Source organism: Pseudomonas sp. FP603 (assembly GCF_030687415.1).
GTDB lineage: Bacteria > Pseudomonadota > Gammaproteobacteria > Pseudomonadales > Pseudomonadaceae > Aquipseudomonas > Aquipseudomonas wuhanensis.
The window spans coordinates 208,156-228,184 of record NZ_CP117431.1 but is presented as its reverse complement, the minus strand read 5'-3'; the positions used below and the strand labels follow the sequence as shown (position 1 = coordinate 228,184).

General features: G+C 60.2%; 16 protein-coding genes and 1 pseudogene. 12 read left to right on the top strand and 5 right to left on the bottom strand.

Annotated elements, in window-relative coordinates; translation table 11 throughout:
- Positions 1-60 precede the first annotated feature (60 nt).
- Positions 61-306 carry a DUF1127 domain-containing protein gene (locus PSH65_RS01010; protein WP_305424540.1) on the top strand — a complete coding sequence of 82 codons (246 nt, stop codon included), beginning with the start codon at positions 61-63 and terminating at the stop codon, positions 304-306.
- A gap of 144 nt (positions 307-450) precedes the next feature.
- On the opposite strand, the gene PSH65_RS01005 is transcribed toward PSH65_RS01010, so the two are convergent.
- Positions 451-1,764, bottom strand: coding sequence for an FAD-binding oxidoreductase (locus PSH65_RS01005; RefSeq protein ID WP_305424538.1), 1,314 nt, complete (start codon positions 1,762-1,764; stop codon positions 451-453).
- A 148-nt stretch (positions 1,765-1,912) separates the two neighbouring features.
- On the opposite strand from PSH65_RS01005, the gene PSH65_RS01000 reads away from it, so the two are divergent.
- Positions 1,913-2,266: a YkgJ family cysteine cluster protein gene (locus PSH65_RS01000; RefSeq protein ID WP_007894729.1), complete on the top strand. Its 354-nt coding sequence runs from the start codon at positions 1,913-1,915 to the stop codon at positions 2,264-2,266.
- A gap of 124 nt (positions 2,267-2,390) precedes the next feature.
- Here the strand turns inward: PSH65_RS01000 and PSH65_RS00995 are convergent, their stop codons facing one another.
- Complete coding sequence (locus PSH65_RS00995) at positions 2,391-2,879, bottom strand: Lrp/AsnC ligand binding domain-containing protein (RefSeq protein WP_003206849.1); 489 nt, start codon at positions 2,877-2,879, stop codon at positions 2,391-2,393.
- 156 nt (positions 2,880-3,035) lie between these two features.
- Here PSH65_RS00995 and dadA point away from each other — a divergent pair, with 156 nt between their 5' ends.
- From dadA to PSH65_RS00965, 6 genes are all read left to right on the top strand, one after another.
- Complete coding sequence (dadA, locus tag PSH65_RS00990) at positions 3,036-4,340, top strand: D-amino acid dehydrogenase (protein WP_305424537.1); 1,305 nt, start codon at positions 3,036-3,038, stop codon at positions 4,338-4,340.
- Positions 4,312-4,665: a RidA family protein gene (locus PSH65_RS00985; protein ID WP_007894740.1), complete on the top strand. Its 354-nt coding sequence runs from the start codon at positions 4,312-4,314 to the stop codon at positions 4,663-4,665. Before dadA ends, PSH65_RS00985 begins: the two co-directional genes overlap by 29 nt.
- 97 nt (positions 4,666-4,762) lie before the next feature.
- The gene (alr, locus tag PSH65_RS00980; RefSeq protein ID WP_305424536.1) at positions 4,763-5,836 is read left to right on the top strand and encodes an alanine racemase; all 1,074 of its coding nucleotides are present in this window, start codon (positions 4,763-4,765) and stop codon (positions 5,834-5,836) included.
- Between the two features lie 128 nt (positions 5,837-5,964).
- A complete protein-coding gene (locus PSH65_RS00975; protein ID WP_305424535.1) occupies positions 5,965-6,513 on the top strand; it encodes a cupin domain-containing protein in 549 nt (182 codons plus the stop codon).
- 170 nt (positions 6,514-6,683) lie between these two features.
- Complete coding sequence (locus PSH65_RS00970; RefSeq protein ID WP_305424534.1) at positions 6,684-7,109, top strand: cytochrome c5 family protein; 426 nt, start codon at positions 6,684-6,686, stop codon at positions 7,107-7,109.
- 132 nt (positions 7,110-7,241) lie between these two features.
- The gene (locus tag PSH65_RS00965; protein ID WP_305424533.1) at positions 7,242-9,170 is read left to right on the top strand and encodes an acetyl-CoA hydrolase/transferase C-terminal domain-containing protein; all 1,929 of its coding nucleotides are present in this window, start codon (positions 7,242-7,244) and stop codon (positions 9,168-9,170) included.
- Positions 9,171-9,361: 191 nt separating this feature from the next.
- Here the strand turns inward: PSH65_RS00965 and PSH65_RS00960 are convergent.
- Together PSH65_RS00960 and rep are read right to left on the bottom strand one after the other, a co-directional pair.
- A pseudogene (locus PSH65_RS00960) lies at positions 9,362-9,935 on the bottom strand (xanthine phosphoribosyltransferase).
- A gap of 85 nt (positions 9,936-10,020) precedes the next feature.
- A complete protein-coding gene (gene rep / locus PSH65_RS00955; RefSeq protein ID WP_305424532.1) occupies positions 10,021-12,033 on the bottom strand; it encodes a DNA helicase Rep in 2,013 nt (670 codons plus the stop codon).
- 263 nt (positions 12,034-12,296) lie between these two features.
- Here rep and PSH65_RS00950 point away from each other — a divergent pair, with 263 nt between their 5' ends.
- The gene (locus tag PSH65_RS00950) at positions 12,297-13,970 is read left to right on the top strand and encodes a bifunctional diguanylate cyclase/phosphodiesterase (protein ID WP_305424531.1); all 1,674 of its coding nucleotides are present in this window, start codon (positions 12,297-12,299) and stop codon (positions 13,968-13,970) included.
- A 396-nt stretch (positions 13,971-14,366) separates the two neighbouring features.
- Positions 14,367-15,362 carry an IS110 family transposase gene (locus PSH65_RS00945; RefSeq protein ID WP_305424530.1) on the top strand — a complete coding sequence of 332 codons (996 nt, stop codon included), beginning with the start codon at positions 14,367-14,369 and terminating at the stop codon, positions 15,360-15,362.
- Positions 15,363-15,388: 26 nt separating this feature from the next.
- On the opposite strand, the gene PSH65_RS00940 is transcribed toward PSH65_RS00945, so the two are convergent.
- Complete coding sequence (locus tag PSH65_RS00940; RefSeq protein WP_305424529.1) at positions 15,389-16,786, bottom strand: NorM family multidrug efflux MATE transporter; 1,398 nt, start codon at positions 16,784-16,786, stop codon at positions 15,389-15,391.
- A 157-nt stretch (positions 16,787-16,943) separates the two neighbouring features.
- On the opposite strand from PSH65_RS00940, the gene PSH65_RS00935 reads away from it, so the two are divergent.
- Positions 16,944-17,864: a LysR substrate-binding domain-containing protein gene (locus PSH65_RS00935; protein ID WP_305424528.1), complete on the top strand. Its 921-nt coding sequence runs from the start codon at positions 16,944-16,946 to the stop codon at positions 17,862-17,864.
- A gap of 185 nt (positions 17,865-18,049) precedes the next feature.
- Positions 18,050-20,026 (top strand): methyl-accepting chemotaxis protein, encoded by a 1,977-nt coding sequence (locus PSH65_RS00930; RefSeq protein WP_305424527.1) that lies wholly within the window; start codon positions 18,050-18,052, stop codon positions 20,024-20,026.
- Positions 20,027-20,029 lie beyond the last annotated feature (3 nt).

Here is a 20,029-nt window from a genome sequence, read left to right as displayed (position 1 = left end):
CTTTTTGCCGTCCGCGCATCATGAAAGCTCTGGCTACCCAAGTAAACAGGAGCGACGAAAATGAACGGCTTGAGCGATGTGCGGCTGACGTTACACAGTCAGGAACTGGCGGCAGGGCAAAAAAACGGCGCACGCGAGGCGGTCATGCGCAACGCACCGTCTGGCCTGGGTCGCTGGGGCCTGTTCTGGCATCGTCTGCACACGCGCAAGGCGTTGCTGACGCTGACACCGGAGCAGTTGAGGGATGTAGGGCTGAGTCGGGAGCAGGCGTTGGAGGAGGGGCTTAAATCGTTTTGGCGGATTTGAGTTCCAGGGCGCTCTTACGGGCCTCATCGCGGGCAAGCCCGCTCCCACAGGGATTGGCGGTGAACACAATTCTTGTGAATACCAGCGACCATTGTGGGAGCGGGCTTGCCCGCGATGAGGCCCGTAAGAACGCCAACTAACCGATCAGACCAACTCCTTCATCCGATGCCAAAGCATCCCCAACGCCAACAACGGCGAACGCAAATGTTTGCCGCCGGGGAACGTGATATGCGGCACCTTGGCAAACAGATCGAACCCTCCACTCTGCTGACCGCTGATGGCCTCAGCCAACAACTTGCCCGCCAGATGCGTGGCGTTCACCCCATGGCCGGAATAGGCCTGGGCGTAATACACATTCGGCTGTTCCTTGAGCCGGCCGATCTGCGGCAGGCGATTGGCGCCGATGCCAATCATCCCACCCCATTGATAGTCGATTTTCACCCCGGCCAGTTGTGGGAACACCGCCAGCATCTTCGGTCGCATGTACGTGGCGATGTCTTTCGGGTCGCGTCCTGAATAATGGCAGGCGCCGCCGAACAGCAAGCGTCGGTCCGCCGAGAGTCGGTAGTAATCCAGCGCCACCCGTTGATCGCAGACCGCCATGTTTTGCGGCAACAGCGCGTGGGCCTGTTCTTCGCTCAAGGGTTGCGTGGCGATGATGTAACTGCCGGCGGGCAGCACCTTGCCGCCGAGTTGCGGATTGAGATCGTTGAGGTAGGCGTTGCAACCCAGTACCAGCGTCTTCGCGCGAACCGAGCCCTGGGCGGTGTGTACCTTGACCTCGGGGCCGTAATCAATACGGGTCACTGCCGATTGCTCAAATAGCTTCGCGCCCAATTGCCGGGCGGCGGCCGCTTCGCCGAGTGCCAGGTTCAAGGGGTGCAGATGCCCGGAGCCCATGTCGATCAAGCCACCGACATAGCGATCGGAACCCACCACGCTGTGCATTTCATTGGCTTGCAGCAAACGGGTTTCGTAACGGTAACCGAGGCTGCGCAGCTCGGTGGCGTCTTCGGCGAAGCCTTCCAGGTCGTGAGCTTTGTTGGCGAGGTCGCAGTAGCCCCAGGTCAGGTCGCAAGGGATCTGAAAACGCTCGATCCGCTGTCGGACGATTTCCACCGCTTCCAGGCCCATCAGTTTCATCTGACGCACACCGTCGACGCCGATCACGTTGGCGAACTGGTCGAGGCCATGTCCGACGCCGCGAATCAATTGCCCGCCATTGCGTCCGCTGGCGCCCCAACCAATCTTGTGCGCTTCCAGCAACACCACGCGCAAGCCTCGCTCGGCCAATTCGAGGGCGGTGTTCAGCCCGGAGAACCCGCCTCCCACCACGCACACGTCCGCAACCAGCTCACCTGTGAGCACCGCAAGATCGGGCTGCGGCAGGCTGCTGGCGGCGTAATAAGAGGCCGCGTGTTGATGGCTCGGGGCAGGTTGCTGAACGGGGGCGTTCATGTGCGTCATCCTGAGTTCGTGTGTTTGAAAAAGTTGACGGAGCATAAGCCGCCGCTTCGGACCCGGGCAACACCGGTCGGTCGATGCTGTCTGGATCGGGGTTTTTGCGTCAGAATCCCGGTCTATTTCGCATTCGGTCACCGCTTCGATGAGTTGCAACAGTCAGAAAATTCGCACGCTGCGCCAGCAGATTCCCTCTTTCGAGTGCGTGCCCGGCTGCCATGACTGCTGTGGGCCGGTGACCACCTCGCCCGAAGAAATGTCCCGCCTGCCGCGCAAGACCCGGGCCGAGCAGGATGCGGCGATGGATGAACTCAACTGCGTCCATCTGGGCCCCAACGGCTGCACGGTATATGACGAACGACCGTTGATCTGTCGGCTGTTCGGCACCACCAAGACGTTGCCATGCCCCAACGGGCGGCGACCGGTGGAACTGATCCATCCGCGGGTCGAGAAGCAGATTCATGAGTACATGGCTTCTACCCGACAGGTGTTGGTCTGACTGTTGCGTAAGTCAGACTCACTGAGTCGACCCCATCGCGGGCAAGCCCGCTCCCACAAGATCGGCGCAACACCTGTGGGAGCGGGCTTGCCCGCGATGGGGCCCGGACATGCACCACAAAGCCTCAATCCGGAATCGGCAGGTTCAAGCTCTCTTTCACTTCTTCCATCACGATATAGCTCTTGGATTCGCGCACATGCGGCAGCTTGAGCAGGATGTCGCCCAGCAGCTTGCGGTACGAGGCCATCTCGGAAATCCGTGCTTTCACCAGGTAATCGAAGTCCCCTGACACCAAATGGCATTCCAGTACGTGGGGCAGTTTCAGCACCGCGCGTCGGAACTCTTCGAAAGTATCGCCGGATTTGTAGTCGAGGCTGATCTCGACGAACACCAGCAGGCTACCCTTGAGGTGCTGCGGGTTCAGGCGGGCGTTATAGCCCATGATGATCCCTTCGCGCTCCAGGCGCCGTACCCGCTCGGTGCAGGGCGTGGTGGAGAGGCCGACCTTTTCCCCCAGTTCGGTGAAGGAAATGCGCCCGTCCGCTTGCAGGATCCGCAGGATGTTGCGGTCGATCTTGTCCAGCTCACGTTTGGTCTGTGTGTTGGTCCGCATAGGGGATGCGCCTCCGTGAAAAGGGTTTTTGCCGAGAATTGTCGCCAAATATAGGCACTTATATAGTGAAAAGCACTGGCTAATCTTTTTTAAACTGCCCACATCTTCGGTCTGCACAATAAACGTCAGCGGTAAGCCGCGATGAGGGATATGAAAATGCGCGTTCTGGTCTTGGGTAGCGGCGTCATCGGTACCGCCAGTGCCTATTATCTGGCACGAGCCGGCTTTGAAGTGACGGTCGTGGACCGTCAGCCAGCGCCGGCCATGGAAACCAGTTTCGCCAACGCCGGGCAGGTTTCGCCGGGTTATGCCTCGCCGTGGGCCGCGCCGGGCGTGCCGCTCAAAGCCATCAAGTGGCTGTTGCAGCGTCACGCGCCATTGGCGATCAAGGCCACCGCCGACATCGACCAATACCTGTGGATGGCGCAGATGTTGCGCAACTGCACCGCCAGTCGTTACGCGGTGAACAAGGAGCGCATGGTGCGCCTGTCAGAGTACAGCCGTGACTGCCTCGACGAATTACGCGCCGAAACCGGCATTGCCTACGAAGGCCGCAGCCTCGGAACTACCCAACTGTTCCGCACCCAGGCGCAGCTCGATGGCGCCGCCAAAGACATCGCCGTGCTGAAAGAGTCCGGCGTGCCGTTCGAACTGCTCGATCGCGCCGGTATTGCCCGGGTCGAACCGGCCCTGGCCAGTGTCACCGACATCCTCGCCGGTGCCTTGCGCCTGCCAAACGACCAGACCGGCGACTGCCAGATATTCACCACCCGCCTGGCCGAAATGGCTACGAAACTGGGTGTGGAATTCCGTTTCGGCCAGGACATTCAGCGCCTCGACTTCGCCGGTGATCGCATCAACGGCGTGTGGATCGACGGCAAGCTGGAAACCGCCGACCGCTACGTGCTGGCGCTGGGCAGTTACTCGCCGCAATTGCTCAAGCCGTTGGGCATTAAGGCCCCGGTGTACCCACTCAAGGGTTACTCGCTGACCGTGCCGATCATCAACCCGGCGATGGCCCCGACGTCGACCATTCTCGACGAGACCTACAAGGTCGCGATCACTCGTTTCGACAACCGCATCCGCGTTGGTGGCATGGCGGAAATAGCCGGTTTTGACCTGTCGTTGAACCCGCGTCGACGCGAAACCCTGGAGATGATCGTCAACGACCTTTATCCTCAGGGCGGCAATCTCGCCGAGGCGAGTTTCTGGACCGGCCTGCGTCCGACCACCCCGGATGGCACGCCGATTGTCGGTGCCACGCCATTCAAAAACCTGTTCTTGAACACGGGCCACGGCACACTCGGCTGGACCATGGCCTGTGGCTCCGGTCGTTTGCTGGCTGACCTGATGGCGAAAAGAACGCCACAGATCAGCGCCGAAGGCCTCGATATTTCCCGTTATGGCAACAAATTTCAGGAGTCCGCAAAACATGTCAATCCAGCGCCAGCTCACCAATGAGCGTATGAGCCAGATCGTTGTCCACAACAGTACCGTGTATCTGGCAGGGCAGGTCGGCGATGACATGAGCGCCGGGATTGAACAGCAGACCCGTGAAACCCTCGCCAACATCGAGCGCTTGCTGGATCTGGCCGGGACCGACAAGAACCGTCTGCTGTCGGTGACGATTTACCTGAAAGACATCGATGCGCACTTCGCAGGCATGAATTCGGTGTGGGACCAGTGGCTGCCAAAAGGCGTCGCCCCGGCTCGCGCGACGGTCGAATCGAAGCTGTGCGAACCGCAAATCCTGGTCGAGCTGTCGGTTGTTGCCGCGCTGCCATAACGCTCAGCCAGAAAGATCCCTCTCCCGGCGCTGTTGGCGGTTCACGCTGTCAGCCAGCGCCGGTTTTTTTCAAATGACCGACTAGAAGTCTGCCGCCATGCGTCCAGCCCGTGCCCTGATCGACCTTCAAGCCCTGCGCCACAACTACCGGATCGCTCGTGAAGTCACGGGGGCCCGTGCCCTCGCGGTGATCAAGGCCGATGCCTATGGTCATGGCGCGGTACGCTGCGCCCAGGCGCTGGAAGCCGAGGCGGACGGGTTTGCCGTGGCGTGCATCGAAGAAGCGTTGGAGCTGCGCGCCGCCGGCATTCGTGCGCCGGTGTTGCTGCTGGAAGGTTTTTTCGAAGCCGATGAGCTGGCGCTGATCGTCGAGCACGACTTCTGGTGCGTGGTGCATTCGCTGTGGCAGCTCGAAGCCATCGAACAAGCCGCGCTGAGCAAACCGATCACGGTATGGCTCAAGCTCGACTCGGGCATGCATCGGGTTGGCTTGCACCCGGCGGATTATCAGGCGGCCTATCAACGGCTGCTGGCCAGCGGCAAAGTGGCGAAGATCGTGTTGATGAGTCACTTCGCCCGCGCCGATGAGCTGCATTGCCAGACCAGCACCGAGCAGGTCGCGGTGTTCGAGGCGGCGCGGCAGGGGTTGGCGGCCGAAATCAGCCTGCGTAACTCGCCGGCGGTGCTCGGTTGGCCGCAGATTCCGAGCGATTGGGTGCGCCCGGGCATCATGCTCTATGGCGCGACGCCGTTCGAAGAGGCCAATGCCGTGGCGTCCCGCCTGCAACCGGTGATGACCCTGGAATCGAAAGTGATTTGCGTGCGTGAACTGCCGGCCGGCGAGCCGATTGGTTATGGCGCGAAATTCATTACCCCCAAACCGATGCGTGTGGGCGTGGTGGCGATGGGGTACGCCGACGGTTATCCGCGTCAGGCACCGAGCGGCACGCCGGTGCTGGTGGCCGGGCAGCGCAGTCAGTTGCTGGGGCGGGTATCGATGGACATGCTCTGCGTCGACCTGACCGACGTACCGCAAGCCGGCCTTGGTTCGCCCGTGGAGTTGTGGGGCAAAAATATCCTCGCCAGTGACGTCGCGACCGCCGCCGACACGATTCCTTATCAGATATTCTGCAACCTGCGTCGGGTACCGCTGCTCTATTCCGGGGCCTGACAAACAGCGCTCCCGACCGAAAGTCGCTTCGCCAGGCTGGATTCAGGCCCAAGTGTTGTAAATACTGAACGCTGTCGCCATGATAACGCTCAATATTCCTGCAACCTGAATCCCTGGAGGCGCAAGCATTGGACGTCGGTGAACGACTGCAATCGATCCGTAAGCTCAAAGGTCTTTCCCAGCGTGAGCTCGCCAAACGCGCGGGTGTTACCAACAGCACCATTTCGATGATCGAGAAGAACAGCGTCAGCCCCTCGATCAGTTCGCTGAGGAAGGTACTGGGCGGGATTCCCATGTCCATGGTCGAGTTCTTTTCCGAAGAAATCCTGCAGGAAAAACCGACTCAGATCGTCTACAAAGCCCACGAGCTGATCGATATTTCCGATGGGGCAGTGACCATGAAACTGGTCGGTCGGGCTCACCCGAGCCGGGCTATCGCGTTCCTCAACGAAATCTACCCGCCAGGCGCCGATACCGGTGACGAGATGCTCACCCATGAGGGTGAGGAAACCGGGATACTGGTGGAAGGGCGGCTGGAACTGGTGGTCGGGCTCGAAACATTTGTGCTCGAAGCCGGTGATAGCTACTACTTTGAAAGTACCAAGCCGCACCGCTTCCGTAATCCGTTCGATACCCCGGCGCGACTAATCAGCGCAGCTACCCCAGCGAATTTTTAAGAGAAGAGGCGTCCTGCCCGGATTGTGGAGACGCCCATGCCGTATTCCCATTCCACGACAAGACCCCTTCGACTTTGGGGTTGTTTCAGTGTGGCGGGCTTACCGCTATACTTGCGCCCGCCTGCGAACCGTGGCCGTGGGCGTGACTAGCCACCATTGAGGGTGAACGCGTGAATCTAATTATGAAAATGCTGGCCGTACCAGCAACCGTATTGGCCCTTTGGGCAGTCAGCGCACAAGCAGCGACCAACGACGATATTGCTAAACGTCTTGAACCTGTCGGCCAGGTCTGTGTGCAGGGCAAAGAGTGCAAGGGAATGGAAGTCGCTGCTTCTGCGGGTGGTGGTGATGCCAAAACCCCTGACTCGGTGATTGCAAAACATTGCGGCGCTTGCCACACCGCTGGTGTATTGGGCGCGCCGAAAATCGGTGATGCCGCGGCCTGGGGCGAGCGCGCCAAGAAAGAGGGCGGCCTTGACGGCTTGCTGGCCAAAGCAATCTCTGGCATCAATGCGATGCCACCAAAAGGCACCTGCGCCGACTGCTCTGATGACGATCTCAAGGGCGCCATCCAGAAGATGTCCGGCCTGAAATAAGCCCGTCTTCAACGAAAAGCCGCTTTCGAGCGGCTTTTTTGTGCCTGCGATTTTTCCCCGAGGCTATTCTTTGCGGCAAAGACCCGGCAAGCTCGGTCCAGGCCCAATTCACGGAATGTAAGGGAGAATCGGATGGTGCAGCTGTGTTCTATCGAGCAAGCGGTCGATGATGTGTTGGCCCGGTTACCTGCGCATATCCACATGGGTCTGCCGCTTGGGCTGGGCAAGCCCAATCATTTCGTCAACGCGCTGTATCAACGGATCGCGCAACTGCCCGAGCGGCAACTGACGATTTACACCGCCCTGTGCCTCGGACGCCCGCCATTGGGCGATGGCTTGCAAAAGCGCTTCCTCGAACCCTTCATTGAGCGGGTGTTCGGCGATTATCCGGAGCTGGAGTTCCTCGCCGACCTGCATCGCGACAGCCTGCCCGCTAACATTCACGTCCATCAATTCTTCCTGCAGCCAGGCAGCCTGCTTAACAGCGCATCGGCCCAACAGGATTACGTCAGCAGCAATTACAGCCATGCCGCCCGGGACATCAATGCCGCTGGCTTGAACCTGGTCGCGCAACTGGTGGCCAGCCATGCCGAGCATCCCGATCGCCTGAGCCTGAGCCTGAGCTGCAACCCGGACATCACCCTCGACCTGTTTCCGATGATCGCCAAACGCCGCGCCGCGGGGGAAACGATCCTGCTGGTGGGGCAAGTGCACAACGAGTTGCCGTACATGCCGGGGGACGCGGAAATCGGCATCGACACCTTCGATCTGCTGATTGACGCGAAGGACAGCACCACGCTGTTTTCCACGCCGAACATGCCGGTGGGTTTCCAGGATCACTTCATCGGCCTGCACGCCAGCACGCTGGTGTGCGATGGCGGCACCTTGCAGATTGGCATCGGCGCCATGGGTGATGCCCTGACGGCAGCGTTGCTGGCGCGGCAAGCTGACAGTGACGGTTACAAGGCGTTGCTGGCAGATCTGAATCTCAGCCAGTGGGCGCAGTTGATTGAGCGTGAAGGAGGTATCGAACCGTTCGCCAAGGGCCTTTACGGTTGCAGCGAAATGTTCGTCAACGGCTTGCTGGTGTTGGCCGACGCCGGGATCGTGCGGCGCAAGGTCTACCCGGACGTGCCAACCCAGCAGCAGGCGAATGCCGGGACACTGGACGAGGCCGCGCAGACTGACGGCATTTCGGTGCATGGCGGGTTTTTCCTCGGGCCGCGAAGTTTCTATGAACGCCTGCGGGAGATGCCCCAAGGCAAACGGCTCGAATTCAACATGACCCGCATCAGCTACATCAACGAGCTCTACGGTCAGGAAGAACTCAAACGCTTGCAGCGCCTCGATGCGCGCTTCATCAACACAGTCTTCACCATGACCCTGCTCGGCGCCGGCGTGGCCGATCAACTCGAAGACGGACGGGTGCTGAGCGGTGTCGGCGGGCAATACAACTTTGTCGTCCAGGGCCATGCGCTGGAAGGCGCGCGTTCGATTCTGCTGCTGCGCAGTTGGCGTGAGTCGGGCGGTGAAGTCAGTTCGAACATTGTCTGGGAATACGGTCACTGCACGATCCCACGGCACCTGCGAGACATCGTCGTCACCGAGTACGGCATCGCCGATTTGCGCGGTAAGACTGACGCTGCGGTGATCGAAGCGTTGCTCAATATCAGCGACTCACGTTTCCAGTCGGGGCTGATCGAGCAGGCGCAGAGCGTTGGCAAGTTGCCGAAGCATTTCCGACTCGATCCGCGTTTCGCCGACAACAGCCCACAGCGTTTGCAGGCCATTCAGGCGCGGCATTCGAATCTGTTTCCGGAATATCCGCTGGGCTGTGATTTCACCGCTGAGGAACGGGACTTATTGCGGGCGCTGAACTGGTTGAAGAGCAAGTTCAAGCTCACGGAGATTCTGGAACTGGGCAAGGCTGCGCTGGATGCGCCAGCGGCTTCGGAGTTTCCGGTGCATCTGGAGCGGATGCAGCTGACGAAGCCGGAGGGGTTGAAAGAGGATTTGTTTCAGCGGTTACTACTGACCGGCCTCAAAGCCACCACTTTGTAACGGCCAGCGGAGACCAAATGTGTGCGGGCTTGCTCGCTCCCACACCGGTTTTGCGGTGTGGCGGTTGATCGTTCCCACGCTCTGCGTGGGAATGCAGCCCGGGACGCTCTGCGTCCCATTCGAAAGCCGGAACGCGGAGCGTCCCTTGAAGCATTCCCACGCGGAGCGTGGGAACGATCATTGCGGGAGGTTTATTCGATGAAGGTCACGACACCGCCAGCCAGCGACTGAACGCGAGCCAACGATTCAACCCGATAACCCTGGGCATCCAGTTCCGCACGACCGCCCTGAAACGATTTCTCGATCACAATACCCAAGCCTGCAACGGTCGCGCCGGCCTGTTTGATGATCGAGATCAGCGCTTGAGAGGCCTTACCGTTAGCCAGGAAGTCGTCGATGATCAATACGCGGTCGCTGCTGGTCAGGTGGCGCGGGGAGATCGCCACCGTGCTTTCGGTCTGCTTGGTGAACGAGTAAACGGTCGCCGACAGCAGGTTTTCAGTCAGGGTCAGGGACTGATGCTTGCGGGCAAAAATCACCGGTACGCCAAGGTTCAGGCCGGTCATGATTGCCGGGGCAATGCCCGAGGCTTCGATGGTGACGATCTTGGTGATGCCCGAGTCCTTGAACAGCGTGGCGAATTCGTCGCCGATCAGCTTCATCAGGGCCGGGTCGATCTGGTGGTTCAGAAAGGCGTCGACTTTCAGGACCTGGTCGGAAAGGCACGATGCCTTCTTCGCGAATTTTCTTGTGCAGTGCTTCCATGAAGCTTTCCTCTACTGGCGCCGTGTGCGCCTAGCTTGTAAAAAGTGTTCGGTTAAAAAATGCATCGACTAAAAAGTGCTCAATTCTAGCGCTTTAACATCGCGCGTATATCCGCCAATGCGCTGTTGCCGCGAACCGCTTTGACTTCGGTCGGGGTGTCGTCGTTGCCTTCCCAGGCCAGGTCGTCCGGCGGCAGTTCATCGAGGAAGCGGCTGGGCGCGCAGTCGATGATCTCGCCGTATTGCTTACGCTTGGCGGCGAAGGTGAACGCCAGCGTCTGACGCGCCCGGGTAATCCCGACGTAGGCCAGGCGGCGTTCCTCTTCGATGGTGTCGGCTTCGATGCTGGAGCGGTGCGGGAGAATTTCCTCTTCCATGCCCATGATGAACACGTAGGGAAATTCGAGACCCTTGGAGGCGTGCAAGGTCATCATCTGCACGCCGCCTTCGGCGCCGTCTTCCTCTTCTTGCTGACGCTCCAGCATGTCGCGCAGGACGAGTTTGCCGATGGCGTCCTCGACGGTCATCTCGCCTTCTTCGTCTTTCTCCAGCGTGTTCTTCAACGCCTCGATCAGGAACCAGACGTTACCCATGCGGTAATCGGCGGCCTTGTCGCTGGAGCTGTTGGTGCGCAGCCAGTTCTCGTAGTCGATGTCCATGACCATGCTGCGCAGGGCGGAGATCGGGTCTTCGCCGGCGCACTGCTCGCGGACCTTGTCCATGAAGCGCTTGAAGCGCGACAGGCGATCGGTGAAGCGGCTGTCCAGATGCTCGCCCAGGCCGATTTCATCGGTGGCGGCGTACATCGAGATTTTTCGCTCGGTGGCGTAGTTGCCCAGCTTCTCCAGCGTGGTCGAACCGATCTCCCGGCGTGGGACGTTGATCACCCGCAGGAAGGCGTTGTCGTCGTCCGGGTTCACGATCAGCCGGAAGTAGGCCATCAGGTCTTTCACTTCCTGACGTCCGAAAAAGCTGTTGCCGCCGGAAAGCCGGTAAGGCACCTGGTGATGCTGCAGCTTCAGCTCGATCAGCTTGGCCTGGTAGTTGCCGCGATACAGAATCGCGAAATCGCTGTAGGGGCGGTCGGTGCGCAAGTGCAGGCTGAGGATTTCCACGGCCACGCGTTCGGCTTCGGCGTCTTCGTTGCGGCAACGGATCACGCGGATTTCGTCGCCGTGGCCCATCTCACTCCACAGTTGTTTTTCGAACTCGTGCGGGTTGTTGGAGATCAGCACGTTGGCGCAACGGAGGATACGGCTGGTGGAGCGGTAGTTTTGCTCCAGCATCACCACTTTCAGGGACGGATAGTCGTCCTTGAGCAGCATCAGGTTTTCCGGGCGAGCGCCGCGCCAGGCGTAGATCGACTGGTCGTCGTCGCCCACCACGGTGAACTGGTTGCGTTTGCCGATCAGCAGTTTTACCAGCAAATACTGGCTGGCGTTGGTGTCCTGGTATTCGTCCACCAACAGGTAGCGGACCTTGTTCTGCCATTTTTCCAGGATATCGTCGTGTTCCTGGAACAGTTTTACCGGCAGCAGGATCAGGTCGTCGAAGTCCACCGCGTTGAACGCCTTGAGCGTGCGCTGGTAATGGGTGTAGACGATGGCGGCGGTCTGTTCTTTGGGATTGCGCGCGTTTTCCAGGGCTTCGGGCGGCAGGATCAGGTCGTTTTTCCACGAGCCGATCATGTTCTTGATCTCGTCGACGCCGTCGTCGCCCGAGTATTCCTTCTGCATGATGTCGGTCATCAGGGCTTTTACATCGGTCTCGTCGAAGATCGAGAAGCCCGGTTTGTATCCCAGCCGCACATGTTCCTTGCGGATGATGTTCAGGCCCAGGTTGTGGAAGGTACAGACCGTCAGGCCGCGGCCTTCGCCGCCCTTGAGCAGCGTGCCGACCCGTTCCTTCATCTCCCGCGCGGCCTTGTTGGTAAAGGTCATGGCGACGATGTACTGGGCGCGGATGCCGCAGCTCTGGATCAGATGCGCAATTTTGCGGGTGATCACGCTGGTCTTGCCGGAGCCTGCGCCGGCGAGCACCAAAAGAGGGCCGCCGACGTAGCTCACGGCTTCTTGCTGCCGGGGATTGAGTCGGGACATACGAAATCAGGGAGTCATTAGCGAAATGGGCCGGCATTTTAACAGGCTCAGCGAATTGTGCTGCTCTCTCCGACTTGTGACGCAACACGCTATCTCTATTTGCCGGTTTTGCTACTTTCACGCAGGATGCGTAGTGAATTTGCGTCTAATGTTCGTATTCAAGACACAAAAGCCGTGTTTGATAACCGATGTCATTTGGTCATTGGTTATCTGCGCGGCATAATGCCCGCCGCCTACATCTTTGCAGAGTCTAGGGAGCTAGCTTGTCTACGCCTGTCGAACCCTTGCGTTTGCTGCTACTGGCTGAAGAGCCGGCGTGGGCAGCGTTGTTGCGCGAGTGTCTGGCTCCGATGGGGAGTTCGGCTGTGCTGCTCAGCGCGCCGAGCTGGGAGTCAGTCAGCAACCTGTTCGATGACAACCGCAGTGCGGTGTTGTTGACGATTCCTGCTCTGCAACCGGCGCCCGGCCGTTGCACTCTGCCGACGGTGTTGCTGCTCGAACACGAGCCGCTGGCGCCGCCCGATGGGGTGAGCGACTGGCTGGTGCGCAATTTGCTGGATCCCGGCATGTTGCGCCGCTGTCTGCGTCATGTGCGCGAGCGCGGCGTGCTGGAAAACACCTTGCAGCGCCTGGCCGAGCAGGACCCGTTGACCGGCATCGCCAACCGTCAGGGTTTCCAGACCTTGCTGGCGGCGCGTCTGGCGGAAAGCGACGGCCGCGGCCTGGCCCTCGGTCACCTCGACCTCGACAACTTTCGACACGCCAACGACGCCCTCGGCCATCAGGCCGGCGACCGGTTGATCCTGCAGGTGGTCTCACGGCTGAAAAGCCAGCTGGAGGCCAGCGATCAACTGGCGCGGCTGGGCAGCGATGAATTCGCCCTGCTGATCGACACCCGCCGCGCCCCTCAGCGCGCCGAATGGATGGCCGAACGCATTACTGAAGCCCTGTCCGAACCCTATTGGATCGATGGCGAAAGCCTGTTGATTGGTTCCAGCCTTGGCATCGCTCACGCACGAGCGCAGGCCGGTGCCGACCCGTTGATGTGGCACGCGCACATCGCCATGCAGCAGGCCAAGAGCACTCAAGGCTGCACCTTTCACATCTTCAACGAACGAATCAATCGCAATGCCCGTAGCATCGCCGACCTCGAAAGCGAGCTGCGCCGGGCCTTGCGCCGCGATGAGCTGGAATTGCATTACCAGCCACGCCTGAACCTTGAGGACGGCCAGATCGTTGGCCTCGAAGCCTTGGTGCGCTGGCGTCATGGCGAACGCGGTTTGCTGCCCCCCAGCGAATTCGTGCCGCTGGCCGAGCAAAGCGGCTTGATCGTGCCGCTGGGTTACTGGGTGATTTCCCGGGCTCTGCGAGACATGCAAGCGCTGCGCGAACGAGGTCTGCCGGCGCTGCACATGGCGATCAACCTGTCGTTCCGGCAGTTTCAGGACAGCCAGTTGCTGTCGACCCTGAGCCGGCTGATTGCCGAGCGTGGCGTCGAGGCGCAATGGCTGGAATTCGAACTGACCGAAACCGCAGTGATGCGTCGCAGCGATCTGGTCAAGCAGACCATGGACGCCCTCGGGCGTTTGGGTGTGCGCTTTTCGCTGGACGATTTCGGCACCGGGTTCTCTTCGTTTGTGCACCTCAACAGCCTGCCGATTGCGTTGTTGAAGGTCGACAAGAGCTTTGTCGGCGGCATGGAAGAGCGGGAAGAGAATCGCAAACTGGTGCACGCGATGATCAACCTGGCGCACAACCTCAACCTCGAGGTGGTTGCCGAAGGTGTGGAAACACCGGAGCAGCTGGATTTGTTGCGCGGGTTTGGTTGTGACCAAGTGCAGGGGTATCTGATCAGCAAGCCGTTGCCGTTGGCGGAGTTGGTTGAGTACTTGACGTTCGGCAGCAACCAGCAGCCTGCACTGGAAGTCGTGAGCTAACCACAAACAACTGTGGGTGCTTTTGTGGCGAGGGAGCTTGCTTCCGCTCGGCTGCGAAGCAGTCGCAAAGCTTTTGGGGCCGCTTCGCGACCCAGCGGGAGCAAGCTCCCTCGCCACACAGCCTCGCTCCTTGTATGTTGGCCGAACACCCGGCGAGAGCAGCTAAGCTCCTCGGTGTTGTCTCAAAGATGTGTTTCTGGGGGAGGCCGATCGCTCCTGAAGGCAGGATTTGCTCCTGACCTTGTCTGTAGAGAGGCCCCCCCGCCTCATTGCCCACCACGAAGAGTATCGAGAAGCCGACAAGTCGGACTTCGCATTACAAGGTTGCAGTGGCATGAAGTTCGAGGTCGGGGGAACCAGGAGCCATCTTCACCCAGTTTCCTTGGAGTGGAAAGCATGAGTGTACACGTCGGATTGGATGTTGGTTCTCGCACCACAGCAATGGGATGGCGTGACAAAGGCCGTGCAGCTGGCTCGTGGGATATCGCTCAAACGCCCAAGGGGCGCAAGGCTGCCGTGAAAAAGCTGATAGCACTCAAACCGCTTTCTGTGGTCATGGAAGCCACCGGGATTTATTACCTGGATCTGGCCCTGGAGTTAAGCACTGCAGGCTTGCCGGTTTCTGTGATCAACCCGAAAAGCTCCCGCAATTTTGCAAGACTGATGCTTCAACACAGTAAAACGGACGCCATCGACGCCCAGTTGCTAGCGGAGTACGGCGAACGCATGACGCCTCGCTTGTGGACTCCTCCAAGCCCCGCCCAGCTTGAGTTGCGTGCCATTGGCCGGCATATCAACCGTCTGACCTGCCACTGCACCCGAGCGAAGAATGAGCTGCATGCCCTTCAAGCGACCGAAACAACTTCAGCGATGCTGATTGAGGATGAGGAAGAAGCTATTGCGATGTTCGGCAGGCGCATCGAACGGTTTAGGCGAGCCGGGCGAGACATCATCGCTAGCTGTCCAATTTTGCAGGAGCAGTTTGATCACATGGTGGCTGCACCCGGAATGGGTGAGGTCTCGACATTTGCAGTGCTGGCTGAACTGACGACCCTGCCAGTGACACTCAAATCCCCGCAGATCAGTCGTTATGCAGGGCTGGACGTGCGACTGACCCAGTCTGGAACGAGCATCGACAAACCCGGGCGCCTGAGCAAGGGTGGCAACGCCTACCTGCGCTCGGCGATGTTCATGCCTGCCATGTCAGCGATCCGTTGCGATCCTTATGTGAAGGCTTTTTACGACGTGCTAGTCGGTCGTGGAAAACGAAAAATGCAGGCCATCTGCGCGGTTATGCGCAAATACCTGACAGGCTTGTGGGCCTGCATACGTGCTGGAGAGGATTTCGATACGGCCAAGCTTTTCAGCGAAAAACATCTGCTAAAAGCTTGACCGTGAACAGAGTATCTACAGGGATCTCAGTCAGGCTGAGCGACCTGGAAATTCTGCTCTGACGCCGGCTCACGCCGAATCATCCGCTTCATCTTCCACTCAAACGCCAGCGTCAGACTCACCGCTGCACACGCCAGCCCCAGCGCCAGGCCCCACCAGACCCCCGTCGGCCCCCAATCCAAATGGAAGGCCATCCACCAAGCGGCCGGTGCACCGATCAACCAGTAGCAACCCAAACCCACCAGGAACGTGGTCTTGGCATCCTTGAGCCCGCGGATGCAGCCCATGGCGATGGTTTGCGTGCCGTCGAACAGCTCGAACCACGCCGCCACCGCCAGCAAGCTCACGGCCAGGTTGATGACTTCGCGGAACGCCGGGTCGTTGTGGTCCAGGAACAAGCCGATCAACTGATTCGGCAACAGCCAGAAGACCATGGCAAACCCCAGCATCGACGCAGCGCCGAAGGCGATCCCGACCCGTCCGGCCCGACGTGCATCGAGCAATTGCCCGGCGCCGTAATGCTGGCCGATGCGCATGGTGATTGCGTAGGAAAGCCCTGCTGGAATCATGAACGCCACCGAGACGATTTGCAGGGCGATCTGGTGCGCCGCCAGTTGCGTACTGCCCATGGTGCCCATGCACAGCGCGGCGAAGGCAAACAGACCGACTTCCACCGCATAGGTCCCGCCAATCGGCAGGCCCAGGCGCCACAATTCCTTCAAATACTGACGGTTGGGCTGCGACAGACCCTGACGCAACGGATAGGCGTCGTAGGCCGGATGCCGACGAATATGCAACGCGAGCGCCAGTGCCATGAGGTTGGCCACGATCGCCGTGACCAGACCGATGCCCACGAGGCCCATTTTCGGCAGACCGAACAGGCCGGTGATCAACGCATAGTTGAGCAGGAAGTTGGCCACGGTGCCGGCGAGGCTGATGACCATCACCGGCGTCGCCCGGCCGATGGCGCTGGTGAAGCCGCGCAGCGCCATGAAGCTCAGGTAGCCGGGCAGGGCGAACGGCAGGATCAACAGAAACTGGCCGGCAGCCAGGACGTTGGTTTCGGTCTGGCCGAACAGCAGCAACACCGGTTTCAGGTTCCACAGCAACAAACCCGCCACCAGCGCCATCAACCAGGCCAGCCACAACCCGGCCTGGGTCAGCCGCGCCGCGCCAATGATATCGCCCGCGCCCTGACGGATCGCCACCAGGGTGCCGACGGCGGCGATCACGCCGATGCAGAAAATCGACACGAACGAATACGTCGCTGCGCCCAGACCGCCGCCGGCCAGTGCTTCGGGGCTCAGGCGCGCCATCATCAACGTGTCGGTGAGGACCATCAACATGTGCGCCAACTGCGAGGCTATCAACGGCCCCGCCAGCCGCAGGATGGCCCAGAGTTCAATACGCGCTGGATGCTGCATGGTCATCACGCTCGAGTGTCAGAGAGAACAGGAAGCGTCGATTCTCGGCGCTCTGCGGGGTTTTCACAAAGGGATAAAAAGGATGGGTGGCATGATTAAAACTCATGCTGTGGAGTTTCTGATAAGTTGGTGCAATCGCGTTATAGGAGCTTTCCTGATGTCTCGTCGTCTTCCTCCCTTGTATGCCCTTCGAGCATTCGAAGCGGCGGCGCGGCATAGCTCGTTTACCCGCGCCGCCGAAGAACTGTCGATCACGCAAAGTGCGGTCAGTCGGCACATTCGTACGCTCGAAGAGCATTTCGCCTGTCGGCTGTTTCATCGCAGCGGGCGCAATCTGCAACTGACCGAATCGGCGCGGCTGATCCTGCCGGGCATTCGCGAAGGCTTCACCGCCCTTGAGCGGGCCTGCAATACCTTGCGCGCCGAGGACGACATCCTGCGCATGAAAGCCCCGTCGACCCTGACCATGCGTTGGCTGTTGGCGCGGCTCAGTCGTTTTCGCCACCTGCGGCCGGGGAACGAGGTGCAACTGACCAGCGCCTGGATGGACATCGATACGGTGGACTTCAACCACGAACCCTTCGACTGCGCCGTCATCCTCAGCAACGGGCATTTTCCACCGGACTGGGAGGCGACTTTGCTGTTCCCCGAAGAGCTGATTCCGGTGGGCGCGCCGAATCTTCTGAAGGACCAACCGTGGGACGTTACGCGCCTGGCCAGCACCGAGCTGCTGCACCCGACGCCGGACCGTCGTGACTGGCGCAACTGGCTGGAGCGCATGGGCCTGACCGATCAAGTCTCGCTCAAGGGCGGGCAGGTGTTCGACACGCTGGAGCTGGGCATGATCGCCGCTGCCCGAGGTTACGGCGTGTCCATGGGCGACTTGCTGATGGTGGCGGAGGACGTTGCGCAGGGACGTCTGAGTTTGCCGTGGCCGACGGCCGTCGCCAGTGGTGAGCATTATTACCTGGTCTGGCCGAAAACCCGCCCCGGCGGTGAGCGTTTGCGCCGGCTCAGCGATTTCCTGCAAGGCGAAGTCCGGGCCATGGAATTACCGGATGTCGAACGCCTGGGCTGAATCGATGGAGCCGCCGCAATGGCGGCCTTGAGCCATATCCCCGTTAATTACTCAAGTATTCAGCTTTGCCGCCGAAAATCTGCTGATGGCACCGTCGTGCAGGTTCCATGTTTTCCCCACAATCAGAAATTTTGCCGAGTGTGCGATGCGATCAAAATGATCCGGCCACTGGGTCAGGAGCTGTCATGTCTCAACCTCGTGCTCGGATTGCTTCACAGCTGGGTCTTGCGCTTGCCGTGATTCTGGCGATTGTCATCAGTGGCAGTACAGTGTTTGCGTTGCGCTCGCTTGACTCGGCCAACCTCGCCACTCGCGAAGAACACTTGGCCAGCGAGGCCCGCTTGCTTGCCGATCAGCTGAGCACCTTTCACGGCACTTTGCGTGAAAGCACCCAGCGCCTGGCCGGCCTGTTCGAGAAGCGCTTCAGCGCCGGTTTGAGCGTGCATCCGGATGAGCCGGTGACCGTGGCGGGTGTGCAGACACCGGGCCTGCACTTGGGCAGTGAAGTGTTGAACAACAACTTCGCGGAAGTCGACGAGTTCAAGCAGATGACCGCAGGCGTCGCGACCGTGTTCGTGCGCAGTGGTGAGGAGTTCATTCGGGTCAGCACGAATGTCAGCAAACAAGATGGCAGCCGTGCCATCGGCACTCAGCTCGACCACGCGAACCCGGCTTACGCCCGTTTGATGGCGGGGCAGAGCTACGTGGGTCGAGCGTTGCTTTTCGAACGCTTCTACATGTCGCAGTACACCCCCGTACGCGACAGCAGCGGTAAGATCATTGCCGTGCTGTACGTAGGATTCGATTACACCGACGCGCAGAACGCGCAGTTCGCCAACCTCAAACGCTTCCGCATCGGCCAGACCGGCTCCCTGGCGTTGCTGGATGAACAAGGCAAATGGCTGGTGCCGATTGCCGGTGTGCAAGCGCTGGATCAGGCGGCCCCGAGCATCGTCGGTCTGGCCAAGACACCGGGCAAAGGCGAGTTCTGGAGCGACAAGTCGCAAGACTTTTACAGTGTTGCCGTGCCGTTCGAAGGCGGGCCGTGGTCGGTGGTGGCGAGCATGCCGAAAACCGAAATCCGCGCCGTGACCTGGAGCGTCGGCATTCAATTGGCGATCGGCAGTCTGCTGGCGATGTTGCTGGCAGTCGGTGCGGCGGTCTGGTTGCTGCGCAGCAAACTGGCGCCACTGGGTGACCTGGTACGCCAGGCCGAAGCCTTGGGCGCTGGTGATTTGAGTGTTCGCCTGAACGTGTCGAGCAATGACGAAATCGGCCAACTTGCCCGTGCCTTCAACCAGATGAGCCAGGCGCTGTCGACCATGGTCGAGCACATCCGTAAAGCCTCGGGAGAGGTCAACAGTCGGGCTCAGGCGTTGTCCGGTTTGTCTGGTGGCGCCTATGAAGGGATGGAGCAGCAGTCCGGCGAAATCACCAGCATGGCCGGCGCCGTGGAAGAATTCAGCGCTACTTCGCTGAACATCGCTGACAACATGGGCAACACCCAGCGTCTGGCGCAGGAAAACGCACAGCAAACCCAGATCGGTCGTACGTCGATGGACGAAGCGTCCTCGTCCTTGGAGCAAATCGCCGGTGCACTGAACAGCACCGCAACGGTGATCAATACCTTGGGGCAGCGCTCCCAGGAAATCGGCGGCATTGTCGGGGTGATTACCGCGATCGCCGAGCAAACCAACCTGCTGGCGCTCAACGCCGCCATCGAAGCCGCCCGCGCCGGTGAGCAGGGGCGTGGGTTTGCGGTGGTGGCCGATGAGGTGCGCAACCTGGCCTCACGTACTCGCCAAGCCACCGACGAAATTTCCGGGATGATCCAAAGCATCCAGCAGGAAACCGGCAACGCCATCAGCACCATGGAGCAGGGCAACGTGCTGATGCAGGAAGGCCTGTCGCGCAACGCCAACGTCGCTTCGGCGCTGGCGCGGATCGATGAACAAAGCCGCTCGGCTGGTCAGCAATTCGCGGCGATCACCACCGCGACCCAAGAGCAAAGCAGCACCGCGACCTTGCTCAGCAGCAATCTGCAAAGCATTGCTTTGGCGAACAGTGAGCAGCGCGAAGTGGTGTCGAACCTGGCTGTGACTGCCAAAGAGCTGGAGAAGCTGGCGGCGGATTTGCGGCAGGAGGTTGATCGGTTTCGCTGAGGC